This is a genomic window from Mycobacterium simiae (assembly GCF_008370645.1).
Classification (GTDB): Bacteria; Actinomycetota; Actinomycetes; order Mycobacteriales; family Mycobacteriaceae; genus Mycobacterium; species Mycobacterium simiae_A.
Map to the genome: position 1 here is coordinate 1 of NZ_VTZN01000018.1, position 26,630 is coordinate 26,630.

The window sequence follows — 26,630 nt, forward strand, 5'->3', positions numbered from 1 at the left end:
CCGCCCACCCCGCCGGACCCGCCATCACCGCTCATGCTTGCCCCACCGGATCCACCGGCCCCGGCGCTGCCCAACACGAAACCAGCGCTGCCGCCTGTTCCGCCGCTGCCGCCGACCCCGACCGTGCTGAACCCGCCAGCCCCACCGGCGCCGCCGTCGCCGACCAGCAGGCCGGCGTTGCCTCCATTGCCGCCCACCGCACCCGACGGACCCCCATTGGTAACGCCGCCGGCCCCACCGGACCCGCCTGAGCCGGCGAGCAAGCCGGCGTCGCCGCCAGCGCCACCGACACCGCCCAAAGTCCCGCCGAGCCCACCGACCCCGCCGGCGCCGCCCCCCGCGCCGACTAAGCCGCCGAGCAGTCCGCCGGTCCCGCCGGCGCCGCCCGCTCCGCCAACATTGGCATCTGAGGCACCGCCCATTCCGCCGGCGCCGCCGGCGCCCAGCAATCCACCCGACCCACCAGCGCCGCCCGCTCCGCCGGTCGCGCCGACGGCCGTCGTCCCGCCGGCGCCGCCGGATCCACCGCTGCCCCAAAGCAATCCGCCGGCCCCGCCCTGGCCGCCTGCGCCCCCAGCCGATGTTTGGGAGCTGCCGCCGACCCCGCCGGCACCGCCGGTGCCGATCAGTCCGGCTGCCCCGCCTGCCCCACCGTTTTGGCTCCCGATGCCAGAACCACCCGCGCCGCCGTCACCGAACAACCAGCCCCCCGGTGCGCCGTCTTGACCGGATCCCGGGGCGCCGTTGGCGCCGTTGCCGATCAGTGGGCGCCCGGTCAGCGCCAAGCTCGGCGCGTTGATCGTGTCCAGTAATTGCTGCAGTGGTGAGGCGCTAGCAGCCTCGGCACTGGCGTAGGAGCCCGCACTGGCGGTCAATGCCTGCACAAACTGGGCGTGAAAAGCCTCGGCGTGCCCACTGAGCGTCTGATATGCCTGCCCGTGGGCAGAAAACAGCGCCGCAACCGCTGCCGACACTTCATCTTCGGCGGCGGCCAGTATCCCTAATGTGTTGGCTGCCGCGGCCGCGTTAGCGACGCTCACCGTCGAGCCGAGGCCAGCCAATTCCCCAGCCGCTGCAGTCATAACCTCAGGCACCGCGAACGAAAAACCCATTCAAGCCTCCCCGATGAGTCATAAGGATCGCCCGCGCTCCGGACAACACCGTATCGCTTTCGGCGAACGACATTCCCGGGTTTCCCCAATTTCATTTTCGGCCGGGCCCGGAGCTGATGCTGACAGCGTTGCGCGAGCACGGGATTTATGCAGCCTGGGGGCTGACGCAGCCCGACGCACTAGCTACCGGTCCAGCGGGGCGGGCGCTTCTCGGCGAACGCGATCGCGCCCTCCTTGGCGTCGTTGGACACGAACACCGGGCCCAGGATCTTCATCTGCTCGGCGAACCTGTTGTCCAGGTTCCACCCGCGCGACTCGGTGATGATCCGCTTGGTAGCGGCCACCGCGAGCGGCCCGTTGGCAGTGATCTTCTCGGCCAGCGCGATCGCGGCCGGCAACGCCTCACCCGGCTCGGCCACGATGTTGACCAGACCCAGCTCGTGGGCGCGTTCAGCCGACAGGCTGTCACCGGTTAATGCCAGCTCCATGGCGATCGCGTACGGGATGCGTTCGGGTAGCCGCAACAGTCCCCCGCCACCCGCAACCAGACCACGCTTGACTTCTGGGATGCCGAACGCCGAATTCCGGGCGGCCACAATCAGGTCGGTGGCTAGCGCCAGCTCAGTGCCACCGGCCAAGGCGTACCCCTCCACCGCCGCAATGAGTGGCTTGATCGGGGGACGCTCGGTGAATCCTAAGCCGCGGCCCGGCACCACAACGTTTTCGCCGCGGGCGAACGCCTTGAGATCCATTCCGGCGCAGAAGGACCCACCCGCGCCAGTCAAGATTCCCACCGAGAGGGCGGCGTCGGAGTCGAGGCGATCCATCGCGTCGGCCAGGCCGCGGCTGACCGCGGCGTTGACCGCGTTCTTGGCCTGCGGCCGGTTGATCGTGATGATCAGAATCCGATCACGTTGCTCGACAAGGACTTCGGGTTCAGTGGTGCCGGTCTCTTCGCTCACCGTGCTGCACAGCTCCTTCGGGTGTAGATCAGGCCTTTGATCAAGCTTGAGCCATCGCCAGCTCGACGACTGTAAGCTCTTCGGACAGCCCCGCGGCCCTGCGTATTTCGATGAAATCAGCAATCATGGCCTCGGTCACCTCGTGCGGGTCCTGGACGGTGGCGCCGTCGGACAGCACAGAGATGTTGAGCTGGTCGACATAGCTCCACACGGTGATGTTCAGCCCGCTGCCCGCGGTCAACGGTCCCACCGAATAGATCTCGGTCACCAGCGCGCCGCCCACCCTGCCGCGTTGGCGCGGCCCGGGAACGTTCGAGATGTTCACGTTGAGCACTTTGTTCTGCCCGTCGCGGCCGGACATCCAGCGAAACATCGCCTGGGTAGTCGCCGGCGGCCAGTAGGCCGCCCATCGGCTGATCAGCTCCGGCCCTAGGAGCTGGTGACTTTCTTTGGCCGACAACGCGTTTTCGCGGCAGACTCGTACCCTTTGCAGCGGATCGTCGCAGTCGGCGGGCAGCGCCACCAGCATTCCGCTGAAGTGGTTGCCGCAGATCCGCTCCGGTGAGAAGTCGTAGGCCACCGGAACGGAGGCCAGCAGCGGTTCGGCTTTGCCGTCGTATCGCAACAACAAGCTCCGCAGCGCTCCGGTGGACACGGCCAAGACCATGTCGTTGATCGTGACGCCGAGCAACTTGGCGGTCTGCTTGACATCGTCGAGCGCCAACGTCGCCGTGGCGAACCTGCGCTCGGGCGTGATCTTGTGGTTCATGAAAGTCGCCGGCGGGGTGAACGGCCGGGTCAGTTCTGGAGAAAGCTTGCGCGAACTGCGTCGCACCCGCCCCAGACCCTGTGCCGTGTAACGCATCGTCGCGGGGATGCGCCCCAGGTGACGCAGGTGGTCCACAAAAGCCGAACTCATCAGCTCTCGCTTGGTCGGAGCCGGGTCCGGGACATACGGGTGGCCTTCGGGTCCCGGCAGCAGATCCATGCCCCGCGCCATCAGGTTCGCCGACGCCACGCCGTCGGCGAGCGCGTGGTGAATCTTGGCGACCACCGCCACCCGATGGCTGACCAGCCCTTCGACGTAGTACATCTCCCACAGCGGGTACCTGCGGTCCAGGGCGGTACTGGCGATCTGACCAATCACCTGGTCCAGTTCACGCCGGCCGCCCGGGGCCGACAGCGTCCAGGGCCGGATGTGGTAGTTGAGATCGACCTCGCAGTGCTCACGCCACATCGGGTGATGGAACTTGAACGGAACGTCGACAAGCTGATACCCCAGCGGTTCCAGCTTGGTCAGGCGCTCACCGATGACCTCGCGAAATGCATCGATGCCGAGTTCACGGCTGTCCGGGTCCAGCTCGATCACTGCGACCTTGATGGTGTGCATGTGCACATTGGGTGTTTCGCTGTAAAGCAAGACAGCGTCCCAGCCGCTGAGCCGTTTCACCGCAGTCCCCTGGTCATAGCGCGACCTTACAGCCGGTAGGTGCCTAGATGATCTCTTTAGCTAACTGTTTCCGGGTGCGGTGAACGTGGTTGAGGAACAGCGAGATCGCGTGTGTGGTCGGCCCGGTGCGAGCACCGTCGAGCAGGTCGAAGCCGTGGCCGGCCCCGGGCAGCTCGACGTAGGCGACCAGGGACCGAGACACAGCGCGTAACCGCTCGACGAACGTGCGTGCTTGCCCCACCGGGATGACGCTGTCCCGGCTGCCGTGGATCACCAGGAATGGTGGCGCATCCTTATGGACCCGGGCGATCGGCGACGCGTTGCGGAACACGTGCGGGTGACGCATGATCGTCCGCTTGACCACTACCCGCTCCAGAAAGTCGACAAATCGCTCACGCTCGGGGGTCGAACGGTCCTCCCAGTCGTAGCGACCATAGATGCCGACCGCGGCGTCAACCGATGTGTCCGCACCTTGCGGTAGTTCGCAGTGGTAGTCCGAGTCGTCGGCAGTGAGCGCGGCCAACGCCGACAGGTGCCCGCCAGCCGAACATCCCGCTACCGCAATGAAGTCGCGGTCTCCACCGAATTTGTCGACGTTGGCGCGAGCCCAGGCTATGGCGGCCTTGACGTCCTGAATGTGGCGCGGCCAGCGGTGGTGCGGCGCGACTCGATAGTCGATCGACAGGCACACCCACCCTTGCTCGGCCATGCGCGACAACAGTGCGTATCCCTGGATGGTGCGGCTGCCGTGTATCCAGGCGCCGCCGGGGACGAAAATTAGCACCGGCGCCGGCTGGGTGGGAAGGTCGCTACGACGCCACACGTCCAGCAGCTGGGCGGGGCTGTTTCCGTAGTGGACCCCACGACGATGCAGGTAGCGACGGTGCCGCAGGGCTCCCCAAACAGGCGGGATGCGCTCCGGTGCCGGCCATTCGAGCTCCAGGTCGGCGGGCGACACGATGCCGCGCAGCGCCGCCGCGGAAACCTCGCTGGTGCTGGCGCGGTCGCGGCGGCGGGCCTCGTTGATCCCCGGGTTAAGCCACTCCCTGGCCCGGGCGGACATGAATTCCGGCGCATGCCGGACACTCCAGACGCCCATCGCGGTGACACTGCCCAGGGGCTCAAGGTGTTTGCCCACCACCGGGAGCGCGGCCCCCGCAACGCTTAACGCCAGCAGATAGTCCCCCGGACGGGCGTGCAACAACCTTTTGACCTGGGACATCATCGTCGGGCCGCTCGCCGTCATGGGGGGAGCGTACCCCGGCTAGTTGGCGCTAACCACGGTTAATCGCCACTGTCGTCCGGAGCGCTCGTTGCTGTCGGTGCCCTCTGGCGAGCCGGGCGGCATAGCTGACGGCGCTGACGGCGAACATCGCCGCAGTCAGCAGCAGCCACCTGCCCAGAAACGGCTGCTGGGTTTCTCCGGTTGCAGCCTGGTAGGTCGCAGCGCCCTGCTCGACGATACCGGGCAGGAAGATCAGCAGGGTCAGCCCGGCGCCCATGGCCGGAATTCGAATGTGGTTGCGGGCGCTGAGCTTTGGTTGGCGGCGCGGGCGCGCTGGGAGCATCCGGTCGGCCAGCGCGTACAGCGGGAACAGCACCAGGTCGTGGCCGATCACGGCGGCAGCGAACCAGACGGCGATGGACTGCCACCAGGTCTGCGGATTCCACAGGGTGGCCGGCCCAGCGGTAACCACGATGTAGCCGAACAGCGCTAAACCGGACAGCATGGTCAGCAGGTGCAACCAACGTGCGCCGTAATAGTAGCCGAAACGCTCTGGCAGCCTTAGCATCTCAACTCGGCTCGAAATCGATGGCGGCAACCCATTTGGTGTTGTGCACACCGGGCAGCGCAGGAACGATGATCCGGGCGGGATAGCCGTGATCCAGTGGCAGGTCGGCACCGTTGACCCGCAGCGCCAACAGCGCGTCGGGATCGCTGACCTGGTTGGGTTGTAGAGTCGCTGCGCCGAAGGCACCGCCCCGTTGCAGCGACGTCACGTGCGCCGCGCGCGGCGTGGGCACCCCGGCCAGTCGGGCCAGATCGGTCAACCGCACCCCGCTCCAGGTCTGCACCGTCGACCAGCCCTCAACGCAGGCGATCGGCAGCCGCGCGGTATGTTGCGGTAATCCGGCCAGAGCGGCGCGCTCCAGCACCACCTCCGACGGTCCACCGCGTAGCACCAGCCGCCAACCCGGCCCGACGCTGTCGGGTGTGATCCCGGCCGCTGCGGCGGTCTTGTTGACCGGGAAATCGCGACCCCGGCCCCGGGGTAGCAGCAGGGCCAGGCCGCGCGCCGGTCCGCCGAGGGTCTGGCCCACGCTGAGCACCGCGATCAGCAGTACTCCGGACCCGACCATGGCCAGCGCCCCGCGTCTGCTCATTGTCGGTTCGGCCGGCGCAGCGGTCACCAGGCCGGTGGCATCGGGCCGTTCGGTGCTGGTGTTAATCACATTGGTACGCAACACTTCTCGGAACGGCAGTGCACGCAATCCAGCGATCATGCGCGGAATCTTGACGGCGATATGCATCAGGAACCCCACGATAAACACCCAGGCCCCGAAATAGTGGCCCTGGTAGAAGCTGAACCCGAAGATGTAGTCGTACTGGATGTTGAGCACTCCGGTCACGATTTCGAACAGCACGCCGCCAACCAGCATTAACAGCGACAGCCGCTCCAACAGCTGGGCGATGGAACGAGCGGGCGGCCAGACGAACAGTTTCGGGATCACCGACCAGAGCTTGGCCAACACCACCGGGATGAGCACCAGGCCCAGCCCGACGTGCAGGCCCTGGGTCAGCCGGTACAGCCATGACGGGCGGGTGGGCCAGGAAAACCCCGGCAGTCGCAGCCACCCGACGTCGGCCGGAATAGCCTGACCAAACTGCGGGGCATAGGCGATATAAGACAGCAACCCGGTGATGATCACGATCGGCAGCGCCACCAGCAGCACCAGCCCGAATACCGACGTCAGCCAGGGGCCGCGCAGCGGACTGCGAAACCGGGCCGAGCGCCGCAGACCCGGTGGTGGATGTCGCTCCACCGCGCGCCAAAGTCGCTGCGGAAAGCCGTATGCGGCGTCTTGTTGAAGATCCTTGTCCGGAACAGTCACCGGGCCACCAGGATCGCGATCACCCGACCGGCGACCAATCGGACGCCGGTCAGCGTGAGACCCGCCTGCGCGGCCAAGCTGGCGGCGCTGTCCGCACCAACCGACGCCCATCGGAACCACGGCCCAATATCGCGCGCCGACTCCAGGCGAACCCAGCGGGATCGGATACCGATAGCCTGGGCCTCGAATTCAGCCACACAACGTCCGCCGCTGCACAACAGCTCCGACGCCCGACCCAGAATTCGTAGCGGGTCACCACCCAGGCCGACATTCCCGTCGACCAGCAAGACAGTCTGCCAAGAACCCACGCCCGGCAGCGGCTCGAACACGTCGCCCAGGAGGACCGGGGCACCGCCGCGACCGGCTAATCGGACCGCGGCCGCGGAACGGTCGATGCCGAGCGCGGGGACGCCCCGCTGCACCAGCCGCGCCACCAGCCGCGCCGGGCCGCATCCCAGTTCGATAGTCGGCCCGCTGCACATCTGGGCGACTGCCTCATCGAAAGCCTCATCGAAGGTCTCGTCAACTTCATCAGGGGCAACCACCTGCTCGGCGGAACGGCTGCCCAACCAACGGTGGGTCGGCAACGGCCGTAACTCACCATCGTCATGACGGATCCAGCAACGTTCGCCATCGAGCGCCCGATCGTACAGATGCCCCAGCACTTCACGCCCCTCGTATCGTGCCCGACCGGGCAGAACGTCCACGCCCGGATAACTCAATGTCAGGGACCGCACGCGCCAGCACCTCCATCCGTACCCCGATCCTCGCTCGCCTACACCACAGACTGCCAACTATTACGGCGCCGGCGGACAGATTGTCTCAGCAAAGTCGTAATCCGGCCAGATTTCGTCACTAGCCGATACCGTGGCGCAGCACGCGGATACGCTTGATGGTTCGCCATACCGAAACTTTTTGACCCCAAGCTTCGGGCGTCACTGGGTGAGTGAGACCATCGCGTCCCTGGCCGGGGCGTTGCCCGCTGCCGGAAACGGGCAAGCTTGGCCGTCCACGTGTCGGCGACACCGCTACCGGCGCATGACGCCGGCCCTCACTCAGGTTGCCAAGTAGGCGATCTCACCGCCGATGATGGTAGCGGTCACCATATCGGCGTCTAGCTCAGCCAGCGCGGCCGCCGGTTCCTGCGATAGCAGGCATAGGTCGCCTGGCTGTCCGGCCGCTATGGTACGTACCCGGCCCGGTTGATCCGGCTGCCCCAGGAACAGCGTCAAAGCCGTTCGCGCTGAGACACACTCTCGTGCGTTGAGAACTGCGCCGCTTGGCGTGGTGCGACGCGCCGCGGCCCGCATGGCCGCCCAAGGGTCGCCACTGCCGAATGGCATATCGGTCGAAAACGCAACGGGCACACGTGCTTTCAGCAGCGATGCAACCCGCCATAGGTGTGGTAGGTCCGCGGTGGGTACCGCGGTGAGATAGTGGTCGCCGCGCTCGGCGACGAAGTTGGGCTGAGTCACCACGGTAAGGCCCAGATCGAAAAGGTCAGACACGGTGTCGGTGGGCACAATGGCGGCGTGCTCGATCCGATCGAGCGGATGCGGACCGGCATCGCGCAGGGCGGCGATGGTCACGATCAACTGAGCCGCCGTGATGCAGTGCACCGCGACCGGCCGGCCGACGTTGTGGCACTCGGTGATCCAAGCCGCCAAGGCGTCCAGATCAAGACCGTCTTCTCGCAGGATCATCTTCCCAGGCGCCAGAAACCGCACGCGCGGTCGGAATTGGCCGCGGCGATGCGACGCTGTCAGCCGATCCATCTCGTCGGCTCCCAAATCCGGTGTGGCGTCGGTGACTCCAGTAACTCCCACGGCGGTGAGCCGGCGACTCAGCTCCGCGAGGTTGGTCTGGCGCCGGGGCAGCGCATTGGACCAGGTCGGATCGGCGCTCGACAGGCGACCGTCGACGTGGTCAGGCAGGCCGACGCGGCCCAATGCCGCAGAGTTGAGGATCCACAGTGCGCCGCTGCGATGCTGGATACGCAGGGGAATTTCGGGCACCAGTGCGTCAAGGACGTCCCGATCCAACCGCCCGGCAACGCACTCGTGATAGCCCACAGCGCGAATCCATCCATCCGCGCCCGGCGAGACCTCCGAAAGGCGCTGAGCCAAGCGGTCTTTGCTACCAACGGCAGGCGGTCCGACGCACAGCGAATCGAGCGCTGAGGCTGCCGAACGCAGGTGCACATGGTGGTCGTACAGGCCAGGTAGCACGGTGCCACCGCCTGCGTCGAGCACGCATTCTCCGCGCCGGGCCACAAGTCCGTCGCCGACCTCATCGATGACAGCGCCCACCCGGATATCAACGACTGCGCCGTCAAGCATGGCGGCCCGCCGAATCAGCATGACAGGCAGCGTCTCTCGCTGACTAGGCGGTACACCATGGCATTGTCGGCGCCGAGTTCGGCTGCAGCCCTGGACGGCGGCGGCGGCGCCGGGGGCGGGGCCGGCTGCGCCGATGCCGATGCGGTTACCGGCAACGCGGCATAGGTGGCGGCGACGGATGCCAGGGATACGTCGATGAGTTCGCCGCCGCCGCGGCTCAACGACTCCGCCACTGCCAGGCTCGCCTCCAGACCGGTCAGCGGATCGGCGATCGCATCGCCGCAGAACACCGGCCCGTCGGCAGCGGATCCGACCAGGCCGCCGGCCACCGCGGCGTCATCCCCAAACGCCGGGCGGCCCGAAGCCTGACCATGTCCGGTGATCCGCAACCAGATTCGTCCCCGTCGCGGCGCAAGATAGTCAAGCCCCAACCGGCGCCGCGCCAGCGCGGCGGGCCGCGATCCCTCGATCACCACGTCAGCGACCTCTAACAGGGCACGTAGCTGCTCGGCGGACTGGTCGAAATCAAGACAATAGGACAGCTTGCCACCGTTAATCCAGTCGAAGAATGCGCGGTTGCCGGCTCGGGTACCGTCGGGGCGGCGCGGGCTTTCGACCTTAACCACGATTGCGCCGGCTCGAGCCAGCCATTGCGCGCAGAGGGGACCGGCCCACATCGACGACAAGTCGGCGACGAGCAGACCGGCCGCCGCCCGCGGGGATCCTGGTGGCGCGATACGACGTACCCGCGGCGGTGTGGCCGTAGCCTCAGCCAGAGCCGCAGCGGGGATATCGAGTAGCTGCGCCTGCTCGACGATTGTGGATACCGCGCAGGTGGCCGCCCAACGCTGAAGTGTCGGCCACGGATCTTCAGGCACGCAATCGGCGTGCACTAGCGCGGGAATCGCATCGACGTCGTCAGCGCGAGACAGGGTGATCGCGAGCCATCCGTTTGCGGCCGCAAGCAACTGGGTGGCACCGCCGGCCGACACGCGGCCCCGGCGCGTCAGTTGTAACAGCCCGGCCCGTCCGGTCAGCAGGGTGGCCGCATCGGCGGCGATCGTTTCTACGCGGCCCAGGATGTTGGCGCGAGAGAAGTCAGGCGGCCCGCCCGGCAGACCGGTCAGGTACGCCAGCCCGCTACTGCCCCATCGTGTGGCCAATGATGACGGCGCCGAACTCACCCCACCATGGTGCGCGCAGCTCATGCTTGCCGCAGCACCGACCAGCCCCTCGAGACGTGCAGTGGGGCTGGCCCAGCGATGGAGACGTTCTGAATGGCTAAGTGCGAGCTCATATGCCCTGGCTGAGGCCGCCAATGCCGCACCCATGCAGCAGATCTTCGATCTGATCAATGCCCCCAGCGAGACGTTGTTCGGACGGCCGCTGTTCGGCACGGCACCGACGGGGCACACCGCAGGCACGGCGACGGCGGTGACGGCGGGCTGGGTGGCATCCCGGCAAGCCCCGTCGCACCCGGCACCCCCGGCGCACTCGGCACCGAGGGCATCCCCGGCAGCGCCGGCTGAGCCGTTAGAACTGCAGCGCGGTGAAGCGCCAGTCCAGCACCTGCCGGTCGGGTTCGTCCGCCGCGTCGCTGACCGCATAGACCAGCGATCGCAGTCCCAGCACCCCCCCATTTACGGTCGGCTCGGCCGACTCGACGTGTAGCTCGCTGTAGAGGGTGTCGCCTTCGCGCACCGGCCCGGTGTGGTCGCAGTGCTCCCAGCCCAGCACCGTCGCCAGGTTGGGCAGCAGGCGGCTCGCCTGCGCCAACGCCAGCCCGATGGTGTGCCCGCCGTACACCAGCCGCTGTCCGCTGGCGCGCCAATCATGATGGGTGGCAGCAATATTCAACGTGAGTCGGGCCAGCTCCGGTGCGCTGCTAACCAGGTCGGCGGTGCTGCGCAGCAGCGTTCCCGAGCTGCCGATGTCGAAGTGCGGCCCGGGTACCCGGCTGCGATAGGCGTCGGCGTCCCAACGTGCGGTCGGGTCGACAGCCGGGGCCACCGCGTCGGCGCCGATGCGCGACAGATCGTCGGCCCAGCCGGGTCCATCAGCACGCCAGCCGGGGCTGGCGGGCAGCATGGCACACCGGTAGAAGTCGAGCACCAACCGATTGGCCTGATCGACGGTGGTCATCCGCAGCGCCGCCATACCCGTAGGGGCACGGCCCGGTTTGGCCGCGTTAGCCCGCAAACCGACCACTGCGGTACGGGTATAGATGGTGTCACCGATCAGCGGAAATCGGTGAAACCTCAGCCCGCGGTAGAACAGGTTGGCTTTGACCCGCTGGGTCACCAGCGTGGACTGCCCGATCGCCACGTTGCACACCAGGCTCGGGTGTGCCAACAGCGCCGGGGCGCCAACCACCGCGGCGCACAGCTCGGCATCCAGCGCCAACCGCAGCCGGTCCCCCACGATCGCCTGATGCGCCGCGGCCAACCCGAACGACAGGGTCGATGACGGCGCCCAGTCGAATACTTGGCCTACGGAAAGATCGTCGAAGTATGGCCCGCCGTGCCGGGTTTCCGCGTATGTCACAACGCCACATGCTGGCAGCCGGTCGAATGGACGGTCAATATGACACAGGTGAGCAACGACCTCAACCACGAAGAGGCGATGCTGGTCGCCACCGTGCGAGCCTTCATCGACCGCGACGTGAAACCGACCGTGCGCGAAGTCGAACATGCCAACCGCTACCCCGAGGGGTGGATCGAGCAGATGAAACGCATCGGCATCTATGGCCTGGCCGTTCCCGAAGAGTACGGCGGCTCTCCGGTGTCGATGCCATGCTACGTACAGGTCACCCAGGAGCTGGCCCGCGGCTGGATGAGCCTGGCCGGCGCGATGGGCGGACACACCGTGGTCGCCAAGCTGCTCGCCTTGTTCGGCACCGACGACCAAAAGCGCAAGTATCTGCCGCCGATGGCCACCGGCGAGCTGCGGGCCACCATGGCGCTCACCGAGCCGGGCGGCGGTTCAGACCTGCAAAACATGTCGACCACCGCGCTGCCGGACGACCCCGACACGTTGGTGATCAACGGCGCCAAGACCTGGATCACCAATGCGCGCCGCTCCGGGCTGATCGCGTTGCTGTGCAAAACCGACCCCAATGCCAACCCGCGCCACACCGGCATCTCGATCGTCCTCGTCGAGCCCGGACCAGGGCTGACGGTGTCGCGCGACCTGCCCAAGTTGGGCTACAAGGGGGTCGAGTCCTGCGAGCTGTCCTTCGACAACTACCGGACGCCCGCCTCCGCTGTGCTGGGAAATGCTACGGGCGAAGGCTTTTCGCAAATGATGAAGGGACTCGAAACAGGCCGGATCCAAGTCGCGGCCCGCGCCCTGGGCGTGGCGACCGCAGCCCTAGCAGACGCACTCGCCTACGCCCAGCAGCGGGAAAGCTTCGGTCGCCCGATTTGGAAGCATCAGGCCGTCGGCAACTATCTGGCCGACATGGCAACCAAGCTCACTGCCGCCCGCCAACTCACCCGCTATGCCGCCGAACGCTACGACAGCGGCCAGCGTTGCGACATGGAAGCAGGAATGGCAAAGCTGTTCGCCTCCGAGGTGGCGATGGAGATCGCCCTGAACGCGGTGCGCATCCACGGTGGTTACGGCTACTCAACCGAATACGACGTCGAACGGTACTTCCGCGACGCGCCCCTGATGATCGTCGGCGAAGGCACCAACGAGATCCAGCGCAACGTGATCACCGCACAATTGGTGGCCCGCGGCGGCATCTAACCGCTATGCAGGCGGCCCGTGCTGTATATTTGCCTGACTTCGCTCAGCAAACCCGAGGAAGGCAGCTGCATGAGTTATCCGCCAGGGCCGTACGGAGGTTCCCCGGAGTGGCAGGGCCAGCAGCCGGGGTGGCAGCCCCAGCAGCAGCCGCAGCCGGGCTGGCCGGCTGCGCAACCAGGCTATGCCCAAGAGCCGGACAACTATCTCGTCTGGGCGATTCTGGCCACCGTGCTGTGTTGTCTGCCGTTCGGGATCGTGTCGATCGTGTACTCCACCAAGGTTTCCGGGTTGTGGGCCCAAGGCCGCTATGCCGAGGCGCAGGCCGCATCCGCCAACGCCAAGAAGTGGGCCATCATCAGCGCCATCGTCGGGGCGGTCCTTGCCGTGATCTTCGCGGTGCTCTACGTGATCATCATCGCGGTGGCCGTGTCGGTGGATCACAACACCCCCTCAACCATCACCACCTATTCGGGTTTCTGAGCGCCCGCGTGGCGATACCGCATCCACCAGGCCCCACGCCGACGCGGTCTCGGCGTCGATGGTCCGGCCGGACAGCACCAGATAAGCGGTGCGCCAACGCCCAATCCGGCGGGTGACGCTGACGGTGCCGCCGGCACCGGGTATCAGGCCCAGACCCAACTCCGGCAGCCCGAACACCGTATCCGGCCGGGCCTGCACCCATCCGCAAAACGCGGCCAGCTCCAGGCCACTGCCCAGTACTCGGCCATGCACCTCGGCGCGGCATGCCCGGCCGAGCCGGGCGGTCAGCGCATCGAGCACCAGGGCCGGGCTGTGGCGGGTGCGGGCCAAGTGAGCGCTTGCTGGATCGGCGAAGGTGCCGAACTCGGCAAGGTCTCCGCCACTGCAAAACGAGGGACCGTTGCCGCCCAACACGATTGCGGTGACCGAGGGGTCCAGCTGCGCAACCGTCAACGCCTCCAGCAGCGCGGCGCGCGTGTCGGCGGAAAACGCATTGTGCCGTTGTGGTCGGTTGAACCTGACATGCACCGTGTTTTCGTCGCGCTGCGCCAACACCGGATCGGCGCTAACAGGCACGCGGGCCGGCCCGCGCTCGTCGAGCCAACGGGCGAACTCCGGCCCGGCCAGCAAGGTGGAATAGGCCAGGGACTCGTTTACCACGCCGGCTAGCGTCGCACCAGCGGGATCGACGGTGCGCAGCACATCGTCGCAGACGGCGCTGGCGTGCGGCCAGCGCCGGCAACGCTCCGTCAGCTCGGCCACTGTCTCGGGTACTGAATCCACCGTGACCACTCTACGATCAGCACAGGGCTCTTCAGATAGCGTGAAAGTCGCTGTATTAAACCATGATTCGTTCACCAGCGGGCCATGCGCGACGACAACACCCGGTAGTGAGCCGATGTCGGAGCTCGATGGACCAGACAGGTCGACCACCCGGAGCATAGATCACACCGAATACTTCTCGATCAGTTCGTTCTTGTAGAGCTTTCCGGTGTCGGTGCGCGGCAGCTGCGCCTCGAACGCAATAGCTTTGGGACATTTGAAGTGCGACAAGCGGTCTCGCAACCACCCCAGTAGCTCGTCGGCGAATTGCCCGGTGGCATCGGCGGAGTAGACGGTCTGCACGACCGCCATCACGCGCTGCCCCATCTCGTCGTCGGGAACGCCGAACACCGCTGCGTCGAGCACCTTTGGATGGGTCACCAACAGGTTCTCGGCTTCCTGCGGATAGATGTTGACTCCGCCGGAGATGATCATATGGTGGCGCCGGTCGGTCAGGTACAGGTAGCCCTCGTCGTCGAGATAGCCGATGTCACCCACCGTCACCCAGCCTTTTTTATGTTGCGCCGCAGTGGTTTTCGAAGGGTCGTTGAGGTATTCGAAGGAAAACCCGCCTTCAAAGTAGATTTCGCCGGCCTGGCCGGGCAGCAGCTCCGCGCCGTCTGCACCGACGATGTGCACCGCGCCCCCCATCGGCTTGCCTACCGATCCGGGGTGCGCCAGCCAGTCTTCGGCGGTGATCAACGTGGACCCGATTGCTTCCGAGGATGCGTAGTACTCGTCGACGATCGGTCCCCACCAGTCCATCATCTGCTTCTTGATCTGCACCGGACACGGCGCGGCCGCGTGTATCACCCGCTGGAGACTACAGATGTCATACGAATTTCTAACCGCTTCAGGCAGTTTCAGCATCCTGGTGAACATGGCCGGCACGAACTGGCCGTGGGTCACCCGGTAGCGCGCGATCGCGTCGAGGGCCCCCTCCGGGTCGAATTTCTCCAACACGACGGTGGTGATGCCGGCGGCCTGCGCGCTCATCGACCACACCGATGGAGCGGTGTGATAAAGCGGGGCCGGGCTCAGATACACCGCATCACGGTCCATCCAGAAGTCGATCAGCGCCGACATCAATCCAGGCGCCTGATCCGGGGGCAGATGTGGTAATGCGCGCTTGATGCCCTTGGGTCGGCCGGTGGTTCCCGACGAGTACTGCAGCAGGTCGCCTTCGAGTTCATCCTCGATCGGGGTGTCGGGTTGGGCAGCAACACATTCCGGGTATCGTTCCCAACCGGGGAGGTCGCCGTCAGCGATCATCAGCAGCTTCGGTAGCCCGCCCGGCAAATGTTGAGCCAGGCCCGCACAAGTATCGCGCAACGCCGCCGATCCGATCATCGCTGTGGCGCCGCAGTTGTCGACGATGTAGGCGGCCTCGGCCGCGGTCAGGTGGGTGTTGATCGGCACGTAGTACAAGCCACTGCGGCGAGCCGCCCACATGACCGCGTGGATGTGCTCGTTGTTCTCCATGACGATGGCGACCACGTCACCTTCACGCAGACCGGCTTCACGAAATCGATGCGCCAACCGGTTGGCACGGGCTTCCAGCTCACCGAAGCTGACCACCGTGCCACTCGGGTGCAGGATTACCGCCGGCTTATCGCCCAGGTACTGGCGAATCTGCATGGGCCGACTGTACGACGCGCGCCTTGACGGGCGTCATGCGGGCAGCAACAGCCTGTAGCTACTCTGCTTCGGCCAACCGCTCTTTGAGCGCCTCGAACTCGTCTTTGATGCCGGTCGGCAGCTTCTCGCCGACGAACTCTAGCCACTCCTCGATCAGCGGCAGTTCCGCGCGCCATTCGTCGGCGTCGACTCTCAGCGCCTCGGCCACATCGGCAGCATCAACATCCAAGCCGGCTAGATCCAAATCCGCGACGGCTGGCACGGTGCCGATCGGCGTGGTGCGGCCGCCGGCCTGGTGCTCGATACGGTCGACGATCCACTTCAGCACCCGGCTGTTCTCCCCGAAGCCGGGCCACAAGAAGCGACCGTCGTCGCCACGGCGGAACCAGTTGACAAAGAACACCTTAGGCAGCTTGGATTCGTCCGCGTTCTTGCCAAGATTGATCCAGTGCTGGAAGTAATCGCCGACGTTGTAGCCCAGGAACGGCAGCATGGCCATCGGGTCTCGGCGCACATTGCCGACCTTGCCCTCGGCCGCAGCGGTCTGCTCGCTGCCCAAGGTGGCGCCGATGAACACGCCGTGCTGCCAGTCGCGGGCCTCGGTGACCAGCGGAACGGTGGTCTTGCGGCGACCGCCGAACAGGATGCCGGAGATCGGCACGCCCTGCGGGTCGTCCCACTCGGGAGCCAGGATCGGGCACTGCGACATCGGGGTGCAGTAGCGGGAGTTGGGGTGCGCCGCATTGGTCTCCGTCTCGCGGAAGTACCAGTCGTTGCCTTTCCAGTCGATCAGGTGCTGCGGGTCGCCCTCCAGGCCCTCCCACCACACGTCACCATCGTCGGTGAGCGCGACGTTGGTGAACACCGTGTTGCCGCCGGCAATGGTGCGCATCGCGTTAGGGTTGGACTTCCAGTTGGTGCCCGGCGCCACCCCGAAGAAGCCGAACTCGGGGTTGACGGCGTACAGGCGCCCGTCCTTGCCGAACCGCAGCCAGGCGATGTCGTCGCCGAGAGTCTCGGCACGCCAGCCGGGGATGGTGGGCTGCAGCATTGCCAGGTTGGTCTTGCCGCACGCCGACGGGAACGCGGCGGCGAAGTAGTAGGCCTTATTCTCCGGCGAGATCAGCTTGAGGATCAGCATGTGCTCGGCCAGCCAGCCTTCGTCGTGGGCCATGGCCGAGGCGATCCGCAGCGAGTAGCACTTCTTGCCTAGCAGTGCATTGCCGCCGTACCCGGAGCCGTAGCTCCAAATCTCGCGGGTCTGCGGGAAGTGGGTGATGTACTTGGTGTCGTTACACGGCCACGGCACGTCCTGCTGCCCCTCCTCCAGGGGCGCGCCGACCGAGTGCAGCGCCTTGACGAAGAAGCCGTCGTCGCCGATCTTTTCCAAGGCGGGCTTGCCCATCCGGGTCATGGTCCGCATCGAGACGACGACGTATGGGGAGTCGGTGATCTCCACCCCGAGCTTGGGGTCATCGGCGCCCAGCGGACCCATGCAGAACGGCACCACATACATGGTGCGGCCGCGCATCGAGCCGCGGTACAGGTCTTTCATGATGGACCGCATTTCGTTGGGGTCCATCCAGTTGTTGGTGGGGCCGGCGTCGATCTCGCGCTCGGAGCAAATGAACGTCCGCGACTCGACCCGCGCGACATCGGACGGGTCCGACAGCGCCAGGTAGGAGTTGTGGTGCTTTTCGGGGTTGAGTCGGATGAAGGTCCCGGCCGCGACCAGTTGATCGGCCAGCCGCTGGAACTCGTCGTCGGAGCCGTCGGCGAAGACCACCCGGTCCGGTTCGGTCAGCTCGGCGACCTCCTCCACCCAGGACAACAGCCCCCGGTGATTCGTCGGCGCGGTGTCCAAACCGGGGATGGTCGCTGAGGTCATCGAACTCTCCTGAGATTCTGCTGCGTAGTTAACGGCTTCGGAAATCCATTTTGGGTCTGCTTATGTGTTCGCCAGCACAACTGTTGACCCGGTGAGCTTTCATACAGGTTATCGTGCATCACTTGTCGGGGAAGGCCTAGGCGGGTATAAGCCTCCTCACAAGACCGATTCAGAAAGACCAAGACATTCCGAGGTTGCTGCCGGCGGCGGCACGCGACGACACCGATCGGGTGTTAGTGCTCGGTATACCCGGTTCACCCAGTTCTGCACCTACCGCGTCGAGTGCCGCCCGGATCGTCGGCATCAGCTCGTCCCGCAAGGCGGCGACCCGGGCGGCGGCGGTGGCGTGTTCGCGTAGCTCGCTGTCGATGAGACTGACCCGGTCAGCCACCCGGGTGTTCTCCGCCTCCTCGCGTGCACCCAGCGCGGTGCTCAGCTGCGACTCGGCGGCCAGCACCCGGGTGGCTACCAATTGCTCCAGCACGGCCCGCAGCGACGACGTCACGTCACCCGTCCAGCGGTCCAGCGTTGCTCGGTCGCCGAGCACCGCACGGGTGTTGACCACCCACAGGGTCACCGCCAGCCCGAGCACAACGCAGCCGACGATCCCGGCCACAGTTAGCCACGGGTTCGAGCTTGGGGCCAGCCCGGCCAGTAACCGACCCAGCCCCAGCGCGACACCCAGCCCGAAACCGGCACCTAGTACCAGCATGAGCCGGGTTTCCAGGCCACGTGAGGTCAAGGGCGGGGCCAAGATGGTGACGGTCGGCAGCTGGTCGACGGCGGGCCGCTGCACCGGCAGGCGCAGCGCCTGCGCCACCTCAGCCAGGTGCGTCTCGATTACTTCGCTCACTTCGGCGAGTACCTCGTGGACGCGGCCGCGGGAATCGCTTTCGAAGTGGAGAATCCGCCGTCGGGCCAAGCCCGCGATCTCCTCCTGCAGCTCACCGCGTAGGGACGCACAACGATGGCGGGCGAGATAGCACAACTGCACCCGGGCCCGCTGGAGCTGGCACCGCAGCGCAAGGGCGTGCGCTGTCCGCCACCGGCGCCGCTGCCGCAGCACCGCACTGCGTTTCTCGCGTAACTCGGCTACCTGCGCCTGCCGACCGGCGCCCTCGACGTCACGATCGAACCGTTGCGCCACCGTCTGCAGCTGCGATTTCCATGCCCGTAGCCGGTTTCGCTGGGCGATCCTGCCATCGGCGAGCTGGTGCTGGACCGTCGCGGCCAGCTCGTCCAGCAGCGGGGGCCCGAGCTCGGGGGCTGCGGCCACCCCCACCCAGGGCACCTTCTGGTAGCGCGGCGCGTGCCCGGCCAGCAGGGCTCGGTTGGCTATCAGCACATCTGGCCAAGTGCGGTGCACGTCGATCTTGGACACCGCGCCGATCACCACGTCGGTGTGCTCGGCGGCTGCATCCAGCAGTGCGCAGTCAGATTCAGTCAGCGGGGTCGTCGCGGAAACAACGAACACCACCGCTACCGGTGCATGCGCGGGTCCCGGCTCCGGCGCCTCGACGAACCGGTGTTGCGGCACCCGTTCCCGCAGCGCGGCGGCCACACTGCTGACCCCTGCCAGCCAGGGACCGGTCACCAGCACCACATCGCGGCGTCCGATCGGCGGCGCATCCAGCGGGGGCCCAATCGCGGCCACCAGCGCATCCACCCGGGCAACCGGATCCCCGGGGGTCGCGGCGATCACTGTGACGCCCCAGACTGGGCCGACCCGCCCGCCTGCGCCCACTGGCGAAGCGATCCTCTGGTGACATCGGCAGCGCAGGCTCGATGGAGGTCGCTCCAGGCGGCCTGGCGGCCGCGCTGCCAGCACATCGCACGCTGTAAGTGGGCCGCCGGACCAGCCGACGGGACGGCTTCCATTGCGGGGCTCAGCCCGCATGCATCCGCCACGTCCAGGGCGGCGGCCATCCGGGCCATCACCGTGGCGTCACAAGACAAGAACTCGCCGATGCACTCATCGGTGACCGCCAACGCCTCCAGCGCCGCGACCGCCTCCAGCACCTGGCGGTAGCGCACCTCGGCGCCGGCGGCGGTGAGCTTGGCGACGACGGCGTCGATGCCGCTGAGCGTGCGCAGCAACGCCCGCACCCGCGCCGGTGTGCCGCCCCGCCGCAATCCCGCCACACCAACCGCGATACCAAACAGGTCAAGGGCCTCGATCAGCTGCAGCCGCGTGTCGGTGGGCACTCCGAGGTCCCCAGCCAAGAACCCGTCGAAAGACTGGTCCAGGCAGGCCAGGCCAGCGGGGTCGGCGGCCAGCGCCCGCAGCGCCGGCCAACACGGTTCGTCGAGGTCGTCGAGCGCGGCGACCGCGAGCAGCCCGATCAGGGGCTCGACAGGCTGGCCGACCAACGCCGCAAGATGCGCGCAGCGGGTCCGTGCCGCCGCCATCGGCCCCGCCCCGGTGAACCCGGTCAAATCTGCCTTGTTCAAGACCACCACCACCGTTCCCCCAGCGGCGTTGGCTGCAGCTATAGCGTCGCGGTCCTCGGGTTTGAGCACCTCAGCGAGGACATACACCTGCACATCGGCGGCATCTGGGTGGGACGCCACCGGGACTCCGGCGCGCCCCAATGCGTGCGCCACCGTGCTGCAACCCACCCCGCGACGCCCCCGCACCACCACCCGCAACGGCTCGGCGGCCCGTTCGGCGACCGGCTGAATCCGCTGGTCGGCGGTCGCGGCAGCAAAAGCCGTCAGCTGGTCGGCGAAAAGCTGGTGCCCCTGTCCCGTCATGTCTCCCTGTTCGTACCAACTGACGGCCGAATACCGCCAACGAATGGTGGCAGCTCAGCCCCAGCTACGCGAGTCACCCTGCAGCGGGCCAGTGCATCAGTTCTGTCGTGGCAGGACAAGGCGTCTCGCCGAAGGTCTGGCACCCCGACCGACCCGGTAGCCGGCGCTGAGCAACCGGTCGGCAAGAAGCCGAGTCATCCCGGGCTGACACCCCCGGAATGTCCATGCAGCTAGGACAATCCGTTCGTCCCGTCAGCGCCGGCAAGTGTGCCGCCGTTGGCAGGCCCCACGCCAGTGCCGGCGTGGCCCCCGTTGCCGCCAACGCTAACGGCGAAAACGCCGGCGGCGTTGACCGCGCTTACCGACGTACCGATGCTCGCCACGTCCTGCACCGCCGTCACCAGCATCTCGGGAACCACGGTCACAAACGACATGTCAAGGCCTCCCGCCTTAGCGTGTGACTCGTATCATGCACTACTGCAAGCGCGCACGAGAGATGCTCAATAGCTGTTGTGGCTCATCAATCCTCCGAGCTCGCCGAACCAAATATGCGAGGCCTGCTACCAGCCGAAGGCAACTGTTGGGTATCAATCTGGACCAGGACCGGCTACACCCGGGGTTCATAGGCCACCATGGACAAATGCATGCGCAACCCGAGGTTGGGTTACGTCCCGACCCGCCGGCTCCGTCCGCAGGCGATAAGGCGGGAAGCGCGTGGGGCTATCTGCCCGCCACCAGCTTTCGCTCCCGCCGTTCGGCACTGTCCAACGCGCAGCGCCAGACCTGGGATCGGCGATGGCCGCAACTCGGTCGCCAAGCCCAACCCCACGACAGCAGCGAGGAACCACTGGACACCCGGGCCTGGTTCGGCCGGGACGCTCCCTTGGTGCTGGAAATCGGCTGCGGCAGCGGTACCTCGACACTGGCGATGGCACAAACCGAGCCGCACGTCGACGTGATCGCCGTAGAAATCTATCGCCGGGGTTTGGCGCAACTGTTGTGCGCGATCGACAGCGCGAACACCTCCAATATCCGGTTGATCCGCGGCAACGGGCTCGACGTGCTGAAATCCTTGATCCAGCCGCGTTCGTTGGCCGCTGTCCGGCTCTTCTTCCCCGATCCCTGGCCGAAGGCCCGCCACCACCAACGCCGGCTGCTGCAGCCTGCGACGATGGCGCTGATCGCTGACCGGTTGATCCCCGGCGGTGTGCTGCACGCCGCGACCGACCACCTCGGTTATGCCGAACACATTGCCGCCGCCGGCGACGCCGAACCGCATCTGGTACGTGTCGATCCGCGCGCCGATTCCCTGCCCATCTCGGTCGTCCGCCCCACTACCAAGTACGAGACCAAAGCCCACAACGCCGGCAGCGCCGTCCACGACCTGATCTGGAAGAGACCCGAAATCAGATGACTAGATGAGCCTGACCAAAGAAGTGAGCGCACCAGCGACCGAACCCGTGGCTCAGCCATCAGTGCAGGCGGAGGGGTTATCGCAGGACAGCCTTACTGCTTTTACCCCAGCGCTGGGCCGTGTCCTGCTGGTATGGGACGCTCCCAACCTCGACATGGGGCTGGGCTCCATCCTGGGCCGCCGACCGACAGCCCTGGAGCGCCCTCGCTTCGACGCGCTGGGCCGCTGGCTGCTGGCCCGTACCGCCGAAGTCTCAGCCCGGACGCCCAGCGGCCCAGACATCCGCGTCGAACCGGAGGCCACCGTCTTTACCAATATCGCGCCCGGTAGCGCCGAAGTGGTCCGTCCCTGGGTCGACGCGCTGCGCAACGTCGGATTCGCGGTCTTCGCGAAACCCAAGGTCGACGAGGACAGCGATGTCGACCGGGACATGCTCGAACACATCGGTCAGCGCTACCGCGAAGGGCTGGCCGCGCTGGTTGTGGCGTCGGCAGACGGCCAGGCGTTTCGGCAGCCGCTGGAAGAAATTGCTCGCGGCGGAACTCCGGTTCAAGTGCTCGGATTTCGTGAACACGCTAGTTGGGCGCTAGCGTCGGATACCTTGGAGTTTGTCGACCTGGAGGACATCGCTGGTGTTTTCCGGGAACCGCTCCCGCGAATCGGCCTTGATTCGCTACCCGAGCAGGGGGCCTGGCTGCAGCCATTCCGGCCGCTGTCTTCCCTGTTGACCTCGCGTGTATGACAACCAAACAGCAGTGCGGGGTCGCTAGCGATCCAGTAAGGAGCTTACGTGTTCGCCTGGTGGGGTCGAACTGTGTACCGCTACCGGTTCATCGTGATCGGCGTCACCGTGGCGCTATGCCTTGGCGGCGGCATTTTCGGACTCAGCCTCGGCCAGCACGTCACCCAAAGCGGGTTCTACGACGAGGGCAGCCAGTCAGTGAAGGCGTCGATACTGGGTGACCAGGTCTACGGCCGCGACCGGACCGGCCACATCGTCGCAATTTTCAAAGCACCCGACGGTAAGACGGTCAACGACCCGGCGTGGTCGAAGAAGATCACCGACGAGCTCAACCAGTTCGTGCAGGACCATCCCGACCAGGTGCTGGGCTGGGCGGGCTACCTGCGGGCGCCCGATAGCACCAGCGCGGTCATCAAAGGCATGGCCACCGAGGATAAGAAGTACACCTTCGTCTCTATACCGCTCAAGGGCGACGACGACGACACCATCTTGACCAACTACAAGGACATCTCCCCGTCGCTGCAGAAGCTCGACGGCGGCACCGTCCAACTCGCCGGGCTCGAGCCGGTGGCCGAGGCGTTGACCGGCACGATTGCCACCGACCAGCGGCGCATGGAGGTGCTGGCGCTGCCGCTGGTCGCGGTGGTGCTGTTCTTGGTATTCGGTGGCGCGGTCGCGGCCTGCCTCCCGGTGCTGGTGGGTGGCCTGAGTATCGCCGGCGCCCTCGGCATCCTGCGATTGATCGCGGTGTTCGGTCCGGTGCACTTCTTCGCCCAGCCCGTCGTTTCGTTAATCGGTCTGGGCATCGCCGTGGACTACGGGCTCTTCGTGGTGAGCCGGTTCCGGGAAGAGATCGCCGAGGGTTACGACACTGAGGCCGCGGTAAGGCGCACCGTGATGACGGCGGGGCGCACGGTCGCCTTCTCAGCCGTGCTGATCATCGCCTCCGGGATCAGCCTGCTGATGCTGCCGCAAGGCTTCGTGAAATCGCTGACCTACGCGCTAATTGCCGCGGTCGGGCTGGCTGCGCTGCTGTCGATTACGCTGCTGCCGGCCGTGCTGGGCGTCCTGGGTCGCCACGTCGACGCGCTCGGCGTGCGCACCGCATTCCGGGTGCCGTTCCTGCGCAATTGGAAGGTGTCGCGGGCCTACCTGAACTGGCTTGCCGACCGGTTGCAGAAGACCAAGACCCGTGAAGAGGTCGAGGCCGGCTTCTGGGGCAAGCTGGTCAACTGGGTGATGAAGCGGCCGCTGGTGTTCGCCATCCCCATCATTCTCGGCATGATCTTGCTGGTCATCCCATTGTTCAACCTGTCGCTCGGCGGTATGAGCGAAAAGTATCTGCCGCCGAACAACGCGGTGCGCCAGTCGCAGGAGCACTTCGACCAGCTCTTCCCCGGATACCGCACCAATCCGCTGACCCTGGTAATCCAATCGACCAACCATGCGCCGGTCACCGACCAGCAGGTGGCCGACATCCGCAGTAAGGCGATGACGATCAGCGGATTCATCGAACCGGACAACGACCCGGCAAATATGTGGCAGGAGCGCAGCGTTGCGCCCGGCGCCTCGAAGGATCCGTCGGTACGGGTGTTGCAGAACGGCTTGATCAACCCTGGTGATGCGCCGAAGAAGCTGGCAGAGCTGCGCGCGATCACGCCACCCAAGGGACTCGAGGTCTACGTCGGCGGCACGCCGGCACTAGAACAGGATTCGATTCACAGCCTGTTCGCCAACATGCCGGCGATGCTGGTCATCCTGCTCACCGCGACCACGCTGCTGATGTTCCTGGCGTTCGGTTCGGTGGTGTTACCGATCAAGGCCGCGGTGATGAGCGCACTGACGCTCGGGTCCACCATGGGCATCTTGACGTGGATTTTTGTCGACGGGCACGGCTCCGGGTTGCTGAACTTCACCGCGACCCCGTTGACGGCCCCGGTGATCGCGCTGGTGGTAGCGGTCGGATATGGGTTGGCCACCGACTATGAGGTGTTCCTGGTCTCGCGGATGGTCGAGGCCCGAGAAAGCGGCATGTCCACCCAGGAAGCGATCCGGATCGGTACCGCGACCACCGGCCGCCTCATCACCGCAGCCGCCCTGGTGCTGGCCGTGGTGGCCGGTTCGTTCGTGTTCTCCGACCTGGTGATGATGAAGTATCTGGCCTTCGGCTTGATGGCGGCGCTGCTGCTGGACGCGACCGTAGTGCGGATGTTCCTGGTGCCCTCGGTGATGAAGCTGCTCGGCGACGACTGTTGGTGGGCTCCGCGCTGGATGCGACGACTGCAGACCCGCATCGGGCTGGGTGAAATCCAATTGCCCGACGAACGCAAGCGCCCGGTCAGCACGGGACGCGTGCGGCCGCCGGTCACCGCCGGGCTGGTGGCCGCGGGTGCTGCCGGAGGCCAGCGGCCACCCCACGATCCCGGCTCAGCGGAGTCGTCAGGTGCACGCAGCACGGCGCGGCCGGAGATCAGGCCGTCCAGTGCTAGCACCAAACAGATCCAGACCAGGCCCAGCCAACCAAGCGAACCGCCCACTGCTCGGCTCACCACCGCCGAGCAACCAGGCGCGCAAACCCGCGGCGCGGCGCCAGCCGAGCCGTCAGGAGCTCAGACCCAGCCGCCGACGCCAATACCCCCGGCCCCGCCACCACCCAAGCCGTCGGCCGGTGAGACGCGCGCCATGCCTATTCCGGGGAACCGTTCCAGCGAAACTGGCGACTCGGCTGATGTGACGGTTGCGCTGCCGGTCCAACGATCCGAAGGCGACGATTCTGAGGCGGCCACCGAGCAGCTGAATGCCCGCGGCGCGCAGGGCGAGAACGGCGCCGACAATGCGCGTCAGCGCCGCCGCGGTGCAGGTGGGCTCAGCGCCCAAGACCTGCTGCGCCGCGAGGGACGCCTCTAACGCTCTTTCGCGTCGCCTGCAGCGGAGTCGTCGGGTTTGTCCGGTGTCGCGTGAACGAGGCCCGCAGCCGCGTCTTCCTCCTGCTCGGATTCGGCGACCGGATCCTTGGCCAGCAAAACCGCCATCGCGTTGTTCAAGAATGCGACCGTGGGAACCGCCAGCAACGCACCTACGATGCCGGCGAGCACGCCGCCAGTCGAAATCGCCAGCACCACCGCCAGCGGGTGAATGGACACCGCACGACCCATTACCAGTGGCTGCAGGACATGCGCCTCGACCTGGTTCACCGCGATGAGCAAACCTAACGTGAGCAGCGCATAAACGATCCCTTTGGCCAACAGCGCCACCACGACAGCCACCAGTCCGGAGACCAAGGCGCCGAGCAGTGGAATGAAGGCGCCCAGAAACACCAACGAGGCCAGGGGCAAGGCGAGCGGCACGCCCATGATGACTAGCCCGGCTCCGACACCAACCGCGTCAGTTAGGGCAACCAGGAAGGTGGCCCGCACGTATCCGATGAGTGACGCATATCCGGCCTGGCCGGCCGCGTGGACGCGGTCGCGTACTTCGACCGGCACAATCTTGGCCACGTACTGCCAGATGCCACGGCCGCCGTAGAGGAAGAAAATCAGCGTAAACAGCACCAACACCGCGCCGGTGAGCAACTCGGTGATAGTCGCCGCGGTCGAGATGGCCCCGCTGGTCAACTTTGCTTGATTGTTGCGCAGCGCCTCGATTGCCGCGTTACCCGCGTTTTCGATCTGTTCGCGACGCAGATGCGCCGGCCCTTCGATCAACCATCTGCGGCTGGAGTCGATGCTGCGCTCAACCTGCTTGACCAAATCGGGCAGCCCCACGATGAACTGGCTGACAACGAACGCCATGATGCCGCCGAGAATCCCGAATCCGCCCAATAACACCAACGTCACCGCGACGCCGCGTGGCATACCTTGCTCGTCCAACCAGTCCACCAGCGGCACCAGCAACGCGCTCAGTATCAGCGCCAGCAACACCGGAACGACGATGATCTCCAACCTGCTGATGACCCAGATCAGGGCAAGCGCGGCCGCGAAAATGACCAACAAGCGCCACGACCATGCCGCAGTCTTGCGTACCAGCGGGGTTACCGAAGCATCGTCGAGACTTGCCGACATTCGGCAAGCCTAACCGGGCGCCAAGACAACAACACGGCAGCAACGTGGCAGCACGGCCGGCACATTCCGGTCACGACCCCAGAACGAGCCAGACACAGTGCACG

22 protein-coding genes are annotated in these 26,630 nt (G+C 66.3%); 5 read left to right on the forward strand and 17 right to left on the reverse strand.

All coding sequences use genetic code 11. The features are described from left to right. The 10 genes from F0Q45_RS05040 to F0Q45_RS05085 form a co-directional block, all read right to left on the reverse strand. Positions 1-1,112 (reverse strand): PE family protein (locus F0Q45_RS05040; protein ID WP_149652893.1); only part of this gene is annotated, 1,112 nt, incomplete at its 3' end. Positions 1,113-1,291: 179 nt separating this feature from the next. Continuing rightward, positions 1,292-2,074 (reverse strand): crotonase/enoyl-CoA hydratase family protein, encoded by a 783-nt coding sequence (locus F0Q45_RS05045; RefSeq protein WP_149652894.1) that lies wholly within the window; start codon positions 2,072-2,074, stop codon positions 1,292-1,294. Positions 2,075-2,114: 40 nt separating this feature from the next. Continuing rightward, entirely contained in the window at positions 2,115-3,524 is a 1,410-nt protein-coding gene (locus tag F0Q45_RS05050; protein ID WP_149652895.1) for a WS/DGAT/MGAT family O-acyltransferase, read from the reverse strand. Between the two features lie 43 nt (positions 3,525-3,567). Next, a complete protein-coding gene (locus F0Q45_RS05055) occupies positions 3,568-4,770 on the reverse strand; it encodes an alpha/beta hydrolase (RefSeq protein ID WP_149652896.1) in 1,203 nt (400 codons plus the stop codon). 28 nt (positions 4,771-4,798) lie between these two features. After that, entirely contained in the window at positions 4,799-5,317 is a 519-nt protein-coding gene (locus F0Q45_RS05060) for a hypothetical protein (RefSeq protein ID WP_149652897.1), read from the reverse strand. A 1-nt stretch (position 5,318) separates the two neighbouring features. Continuing rightward, entirely contained in the window at positions 5,319-6,638 is a 1,320-nt protein-coding gene (locus F0Q45_RS05065) for a molybdopterin-dependent oxidoreductase (RefSeq protein WP_149652898.1), read from the reverse strand. Next, positions 6,635-7,303: an SAM-dependent methyltransferase gene (locus F0Q45_RS05070; protein WP_149652926.1), complete on the reverse strand. Its 669-nt coding sequence runs from the start codon at positions 7,301-7,303 to the stop codon at positions 6,635-6,637. Before F0Q45_RS05070 ends, F0Q45_RS05065 begins: the two co-directional genes overlap by 4 nt. A 390-nt stretch (positions 7,304-7,693) precedes the next feature. Further along, the gene (locus F0Q45_RS05075; protein WP_149652899.1) at positions 7,694-8,998 is read right to left on the reverse strand and encodes an amidohydrolase family protein; all 1,305 of its coding nucleotides are present in this window, start codon (positions 8,996-8,998) and stop codon (positions 7,694-7,696) included. Continuing rightward, the gene (locus F0Q45_RS05080) at positions 8,992-10,185 is read right to left on the reverse strand and encodes a CoA transferase (RefSeq protein WP_149652900.1); all 1,194 of its coding nucleotides are present in this window, start codon (positions 10,183-10,185) and stop codon (positions 8,992-8,994) included. Before F0Q45_RS05080 ends, F0Q45_RS05075 begins: the two co-directional genes overlap by 7 nt. 325 nt (positions 10,186-10,510) lie before the next feature. Next, positions 10,511-11,521, reverse strand: coding sequence for a MaoC family dehydratase (locus F0Q45_RS05085; protein ID WP_149652901.1), 1,011 nt, complete (start codon positions 11,519-11,521; stop codon positions 10,511-10,513). Between the two features lie 39 nt (positions 11,522-11,560). Between F0Q45_RS05085 and F0Q45_RS05090 the strand changes: the two genes are divergently transcribed. Together F0Q45_RS05090 and F0Q45_RS05095 are read left to right on the forward strand one after the other, a co-directional pair. Next, on the forward strand, positions 11,561-12,727 hold the full coding sequence (locus F0Q45_RS05090) for an acyl-CoA dehydrogenase family protein (protein ID WP_188112793.1): 1,167 nt from the start codon (positions 11,561-11,563) through the stop codon (positions 12,725-12,727). 69 nt (positions 12,728-12,796) lie between these two features. Continuing rightward, positions 12,797-13,207, forward strand: coding sequence for a CD225/dispanin family protein (locus F0Q45_RS05095; RefSeq protein WP_149652903.1), 411 nt, complete (start codon positions 12,797-12,799; stop codon positions 13,205-13,207). Here F0Q45_RS05095 and F0Q45_RS05100 read toward each other — a convergent pair. The 6 genes from F0Q45_RS05100 to F0Q45_RS30100 form a co-directional block, all read right to left on the reverse strand. Continuing rightward, positions 13,178-14,149 carry an enoyl-CoA hydratase/isomerase family protein gene (locus F0Q45_RS05100; protein WP_149652904.1) on the reverse strand — a complete coding sequence of 324 codons (972 nt, stop codon included), beginning with the start codon at positions 14,147-14,149 and terminating at the stop codon, positions 13,178-13,180. The two genes, F0Q45_RS05095 and F0Q45_RS05100, sit on opposite strands and share 30 nt — an antisense overlap. A gap of 3 nt (positions 14,150-14,152) precedes the next feature. Next, positions 14,153-15,667, reverse strand: a complete 1,515-nt coding sequence (gene fadD4 / locus F0Q45_RS05105) for a fatty-acid--CoA ligase FadD4 (RefSeq protein WP_149652905.1) — start codon at positions 15,665-15,667, stop codon at positions 14,153-14,155. A gap of 58 nt (positions 15,668-15,725) precedes the next feature. Then, on the reverse strand, positions 15,726-17,555 hold the full coding sequence (locus F0Q45_RS05110; protein WP_149652906.1) for a phosphoenolpyruvate carboxykinase (GTP): 1,830 nt from the start codon (positions 17,553-17,555) through the stop codon (positions 15,726-15,728). Between the two features lie 169 nt (positions 17,556-17,724). Next, complete coding sequence (locus tag F0Q45_RS05115) at positions 17,725-19,257, reverse strand: hypothetical protein (RefSeq protein WP_262490874.1); 1,533 nt, start codon at positions 19,255-19,257, stop codon at positions 17,725-17,727. Then, complete coding sequence (locus F0Q45_RS05120; protein ID WP_149652907.1) at positions 19,254-20,309, reverse strand: hypothetical protein; 1,056 nt, start codon at positions 20,307-20,309, stop codon at positions 19,254-19,256. The genes F0Q45_RS05115 and F0Q45_RS05120 overlap by 4 nt, the downstream gene beginning before the upstream one ends. Before the next feature lie 230 nt (positions 20,310-20,539). Continuing rightward, positions 20,540-20,743 (reverse strand): PE domain-containing protein, encoded by a 204-nt coding sequence (locus F0Q45_RS30100; RefSeq protein WP_149652908.1) that lies wholly within the window; start codon positions 20,741-20,743, stop codon positions 20,540-20,542. Positions 20,744-20,931: 188 nt separating this feature from the next. Here F0Q45_RS30100 and trmB point away from each other — a divergent pair, with 188 nt between their 5' ends. From trmB to F0Q45_RS05140, 3 genes are read left to right on the forward strand one after another with little or no spacing between them, the layout of a single operon-like run. Then, positions 20,932-21,723, forward strand: a complete 792-nt coding sequence (trmB, locus tag F0Q45_RS05130; RefSeq protein WP_262490875.1) for a tRNA (guanosine(46)-N7)-methyltransferase TrmB — start codon at positions 20,932-20,934, stop codon at positions 21,721-21,723. A gap of 4 nt (positions 21,724-21,727) precedes the next feature. Then, on the forward strand, positions 21,728-22,465 hold the full coding sequence (locus F0Q45_RS05135) for an NYN domain-containing protein (RefSeq protein ID WP_149652909.1): 738 nt from the start codon (positions 21,728-21,730) through the stop codon (positions 22,463-22,465). Between the two features lie 48 nt (positions 22,466-22,513). Then, a complete protein-coding gene (locus F0Q45_RS05140) occupies positions 22,514-25,372 on the forward strand; it encodes an MMPL family transporter (RefSeq protein WP_149652910.1) in 2,859 nt (952 codons plus the stop codon). Here the strand turns inward: F0Q45_RS05140 and F0Q45_RS05145 are convergent. After that, entirely contained in the window at positions 25,369-26,526 is a 1,158-nt protein-coding gene (locus F0Q45_RS05145) for an AI-2E family transporter (protein WP_149652911.1), read from the reverse strand. The genes F0Q45_RS05140 and F0Q45_RS05145 overlap by 4 nt on opposite strands. Positions 26,527-26,630 lie beyond the last annotated feature (104 nt).

Coding starts and splice junctions, on each gene's coding strand:
- F0Q45_RS05055 (WP_149652896.1), bottom strand. CDS start 4,770: ATGACGGCGAGCGGCCCGACGATGATGTCCCAGGTCAAAAGGTTGTTG.
- F0Q45_RS05060 (WP_149652897.1), bottom strand. CDS start 5,317: ATGCTAAGGCTGCCAGAGCGTTTCGGCTACTATTACGGCGCACGTTGG.
- F0Q45_RS05075 (WP_149652899.1), bottom strand. CDS start 8,998: ATGCTGATTCGGCGGGCCGCCATGCTTGACGGCGCAGTCGTTGATATC.
- F0Q45_RS05080 (WP_149652900.1), bottom strand. CDS start 10,185: ATGAGCTGCGCGCACCATGGTGGGGTGAGTTCGGCGCCGTCATCATTG.
- F0Q45_RS05090 (WP_188112793.1), top strand. CDS start 11,561: ATGACACAGGTGAGCAACGACCTCAACCACGAAGAGGCGATGCTGGTC.
- F0Q45_RS05095 (WP_149652903.1), top strand. CDS start 12,797: ATGAGTTATCCGCCAGGGCCGTACGGAGGTTCCCCGGAGTGGCAGGGC.
- F0Q45_RS05100 (WP_149652904.1), bottom strand. CDS start 14,149: ATGCTCCGGGTGGTCGACCTGTCTGGTCCATCGAGCTCCGACATCGGC.
- fadD4 (WP_149652905.1), bottom strand. CDS start 15,667: ATGCAGATTCGCCAGTACCTGGGCGATAAGCCGGCGGTAATCCTGCAC.
- F0Q45_RS05110 (WP_149652906.1), bottom strand. CDS start 17,555: ATGACCTCAGCGACCATCCCCGGTTTGGACACCGCGCCGACGAATCAC.
- F0Q45_RS05120 (WP_149652907.1), bottom strand. CDS start 20,309: ATGACGGGACAGGGGCACCAGCTTTTCGCCGACCAGCTGACGGCTTTT.
- F0Q45_RS30100 (WP_149652908.1), bottom strand. CDS start 20,743: ATGTCGTTTGTGACCGTGGTTCCCGAGATGCTGGTGACGGCGGTGCAG.
- F0Q45_RS05135 (WP_149652909.1), top strand. CDS start 21,728: ATGAGCCTGACCAAAGAAGTGAGCGCACCAGCGACCGAACCCGTGGCT.
- F0Q45_RS05145 (WP_149652911.1), bottom strand. CDS start 26,526: ATGTCGGCAAGTCTCGACGATGCTTCGGTAACCCCGCTGGTACGCAAG.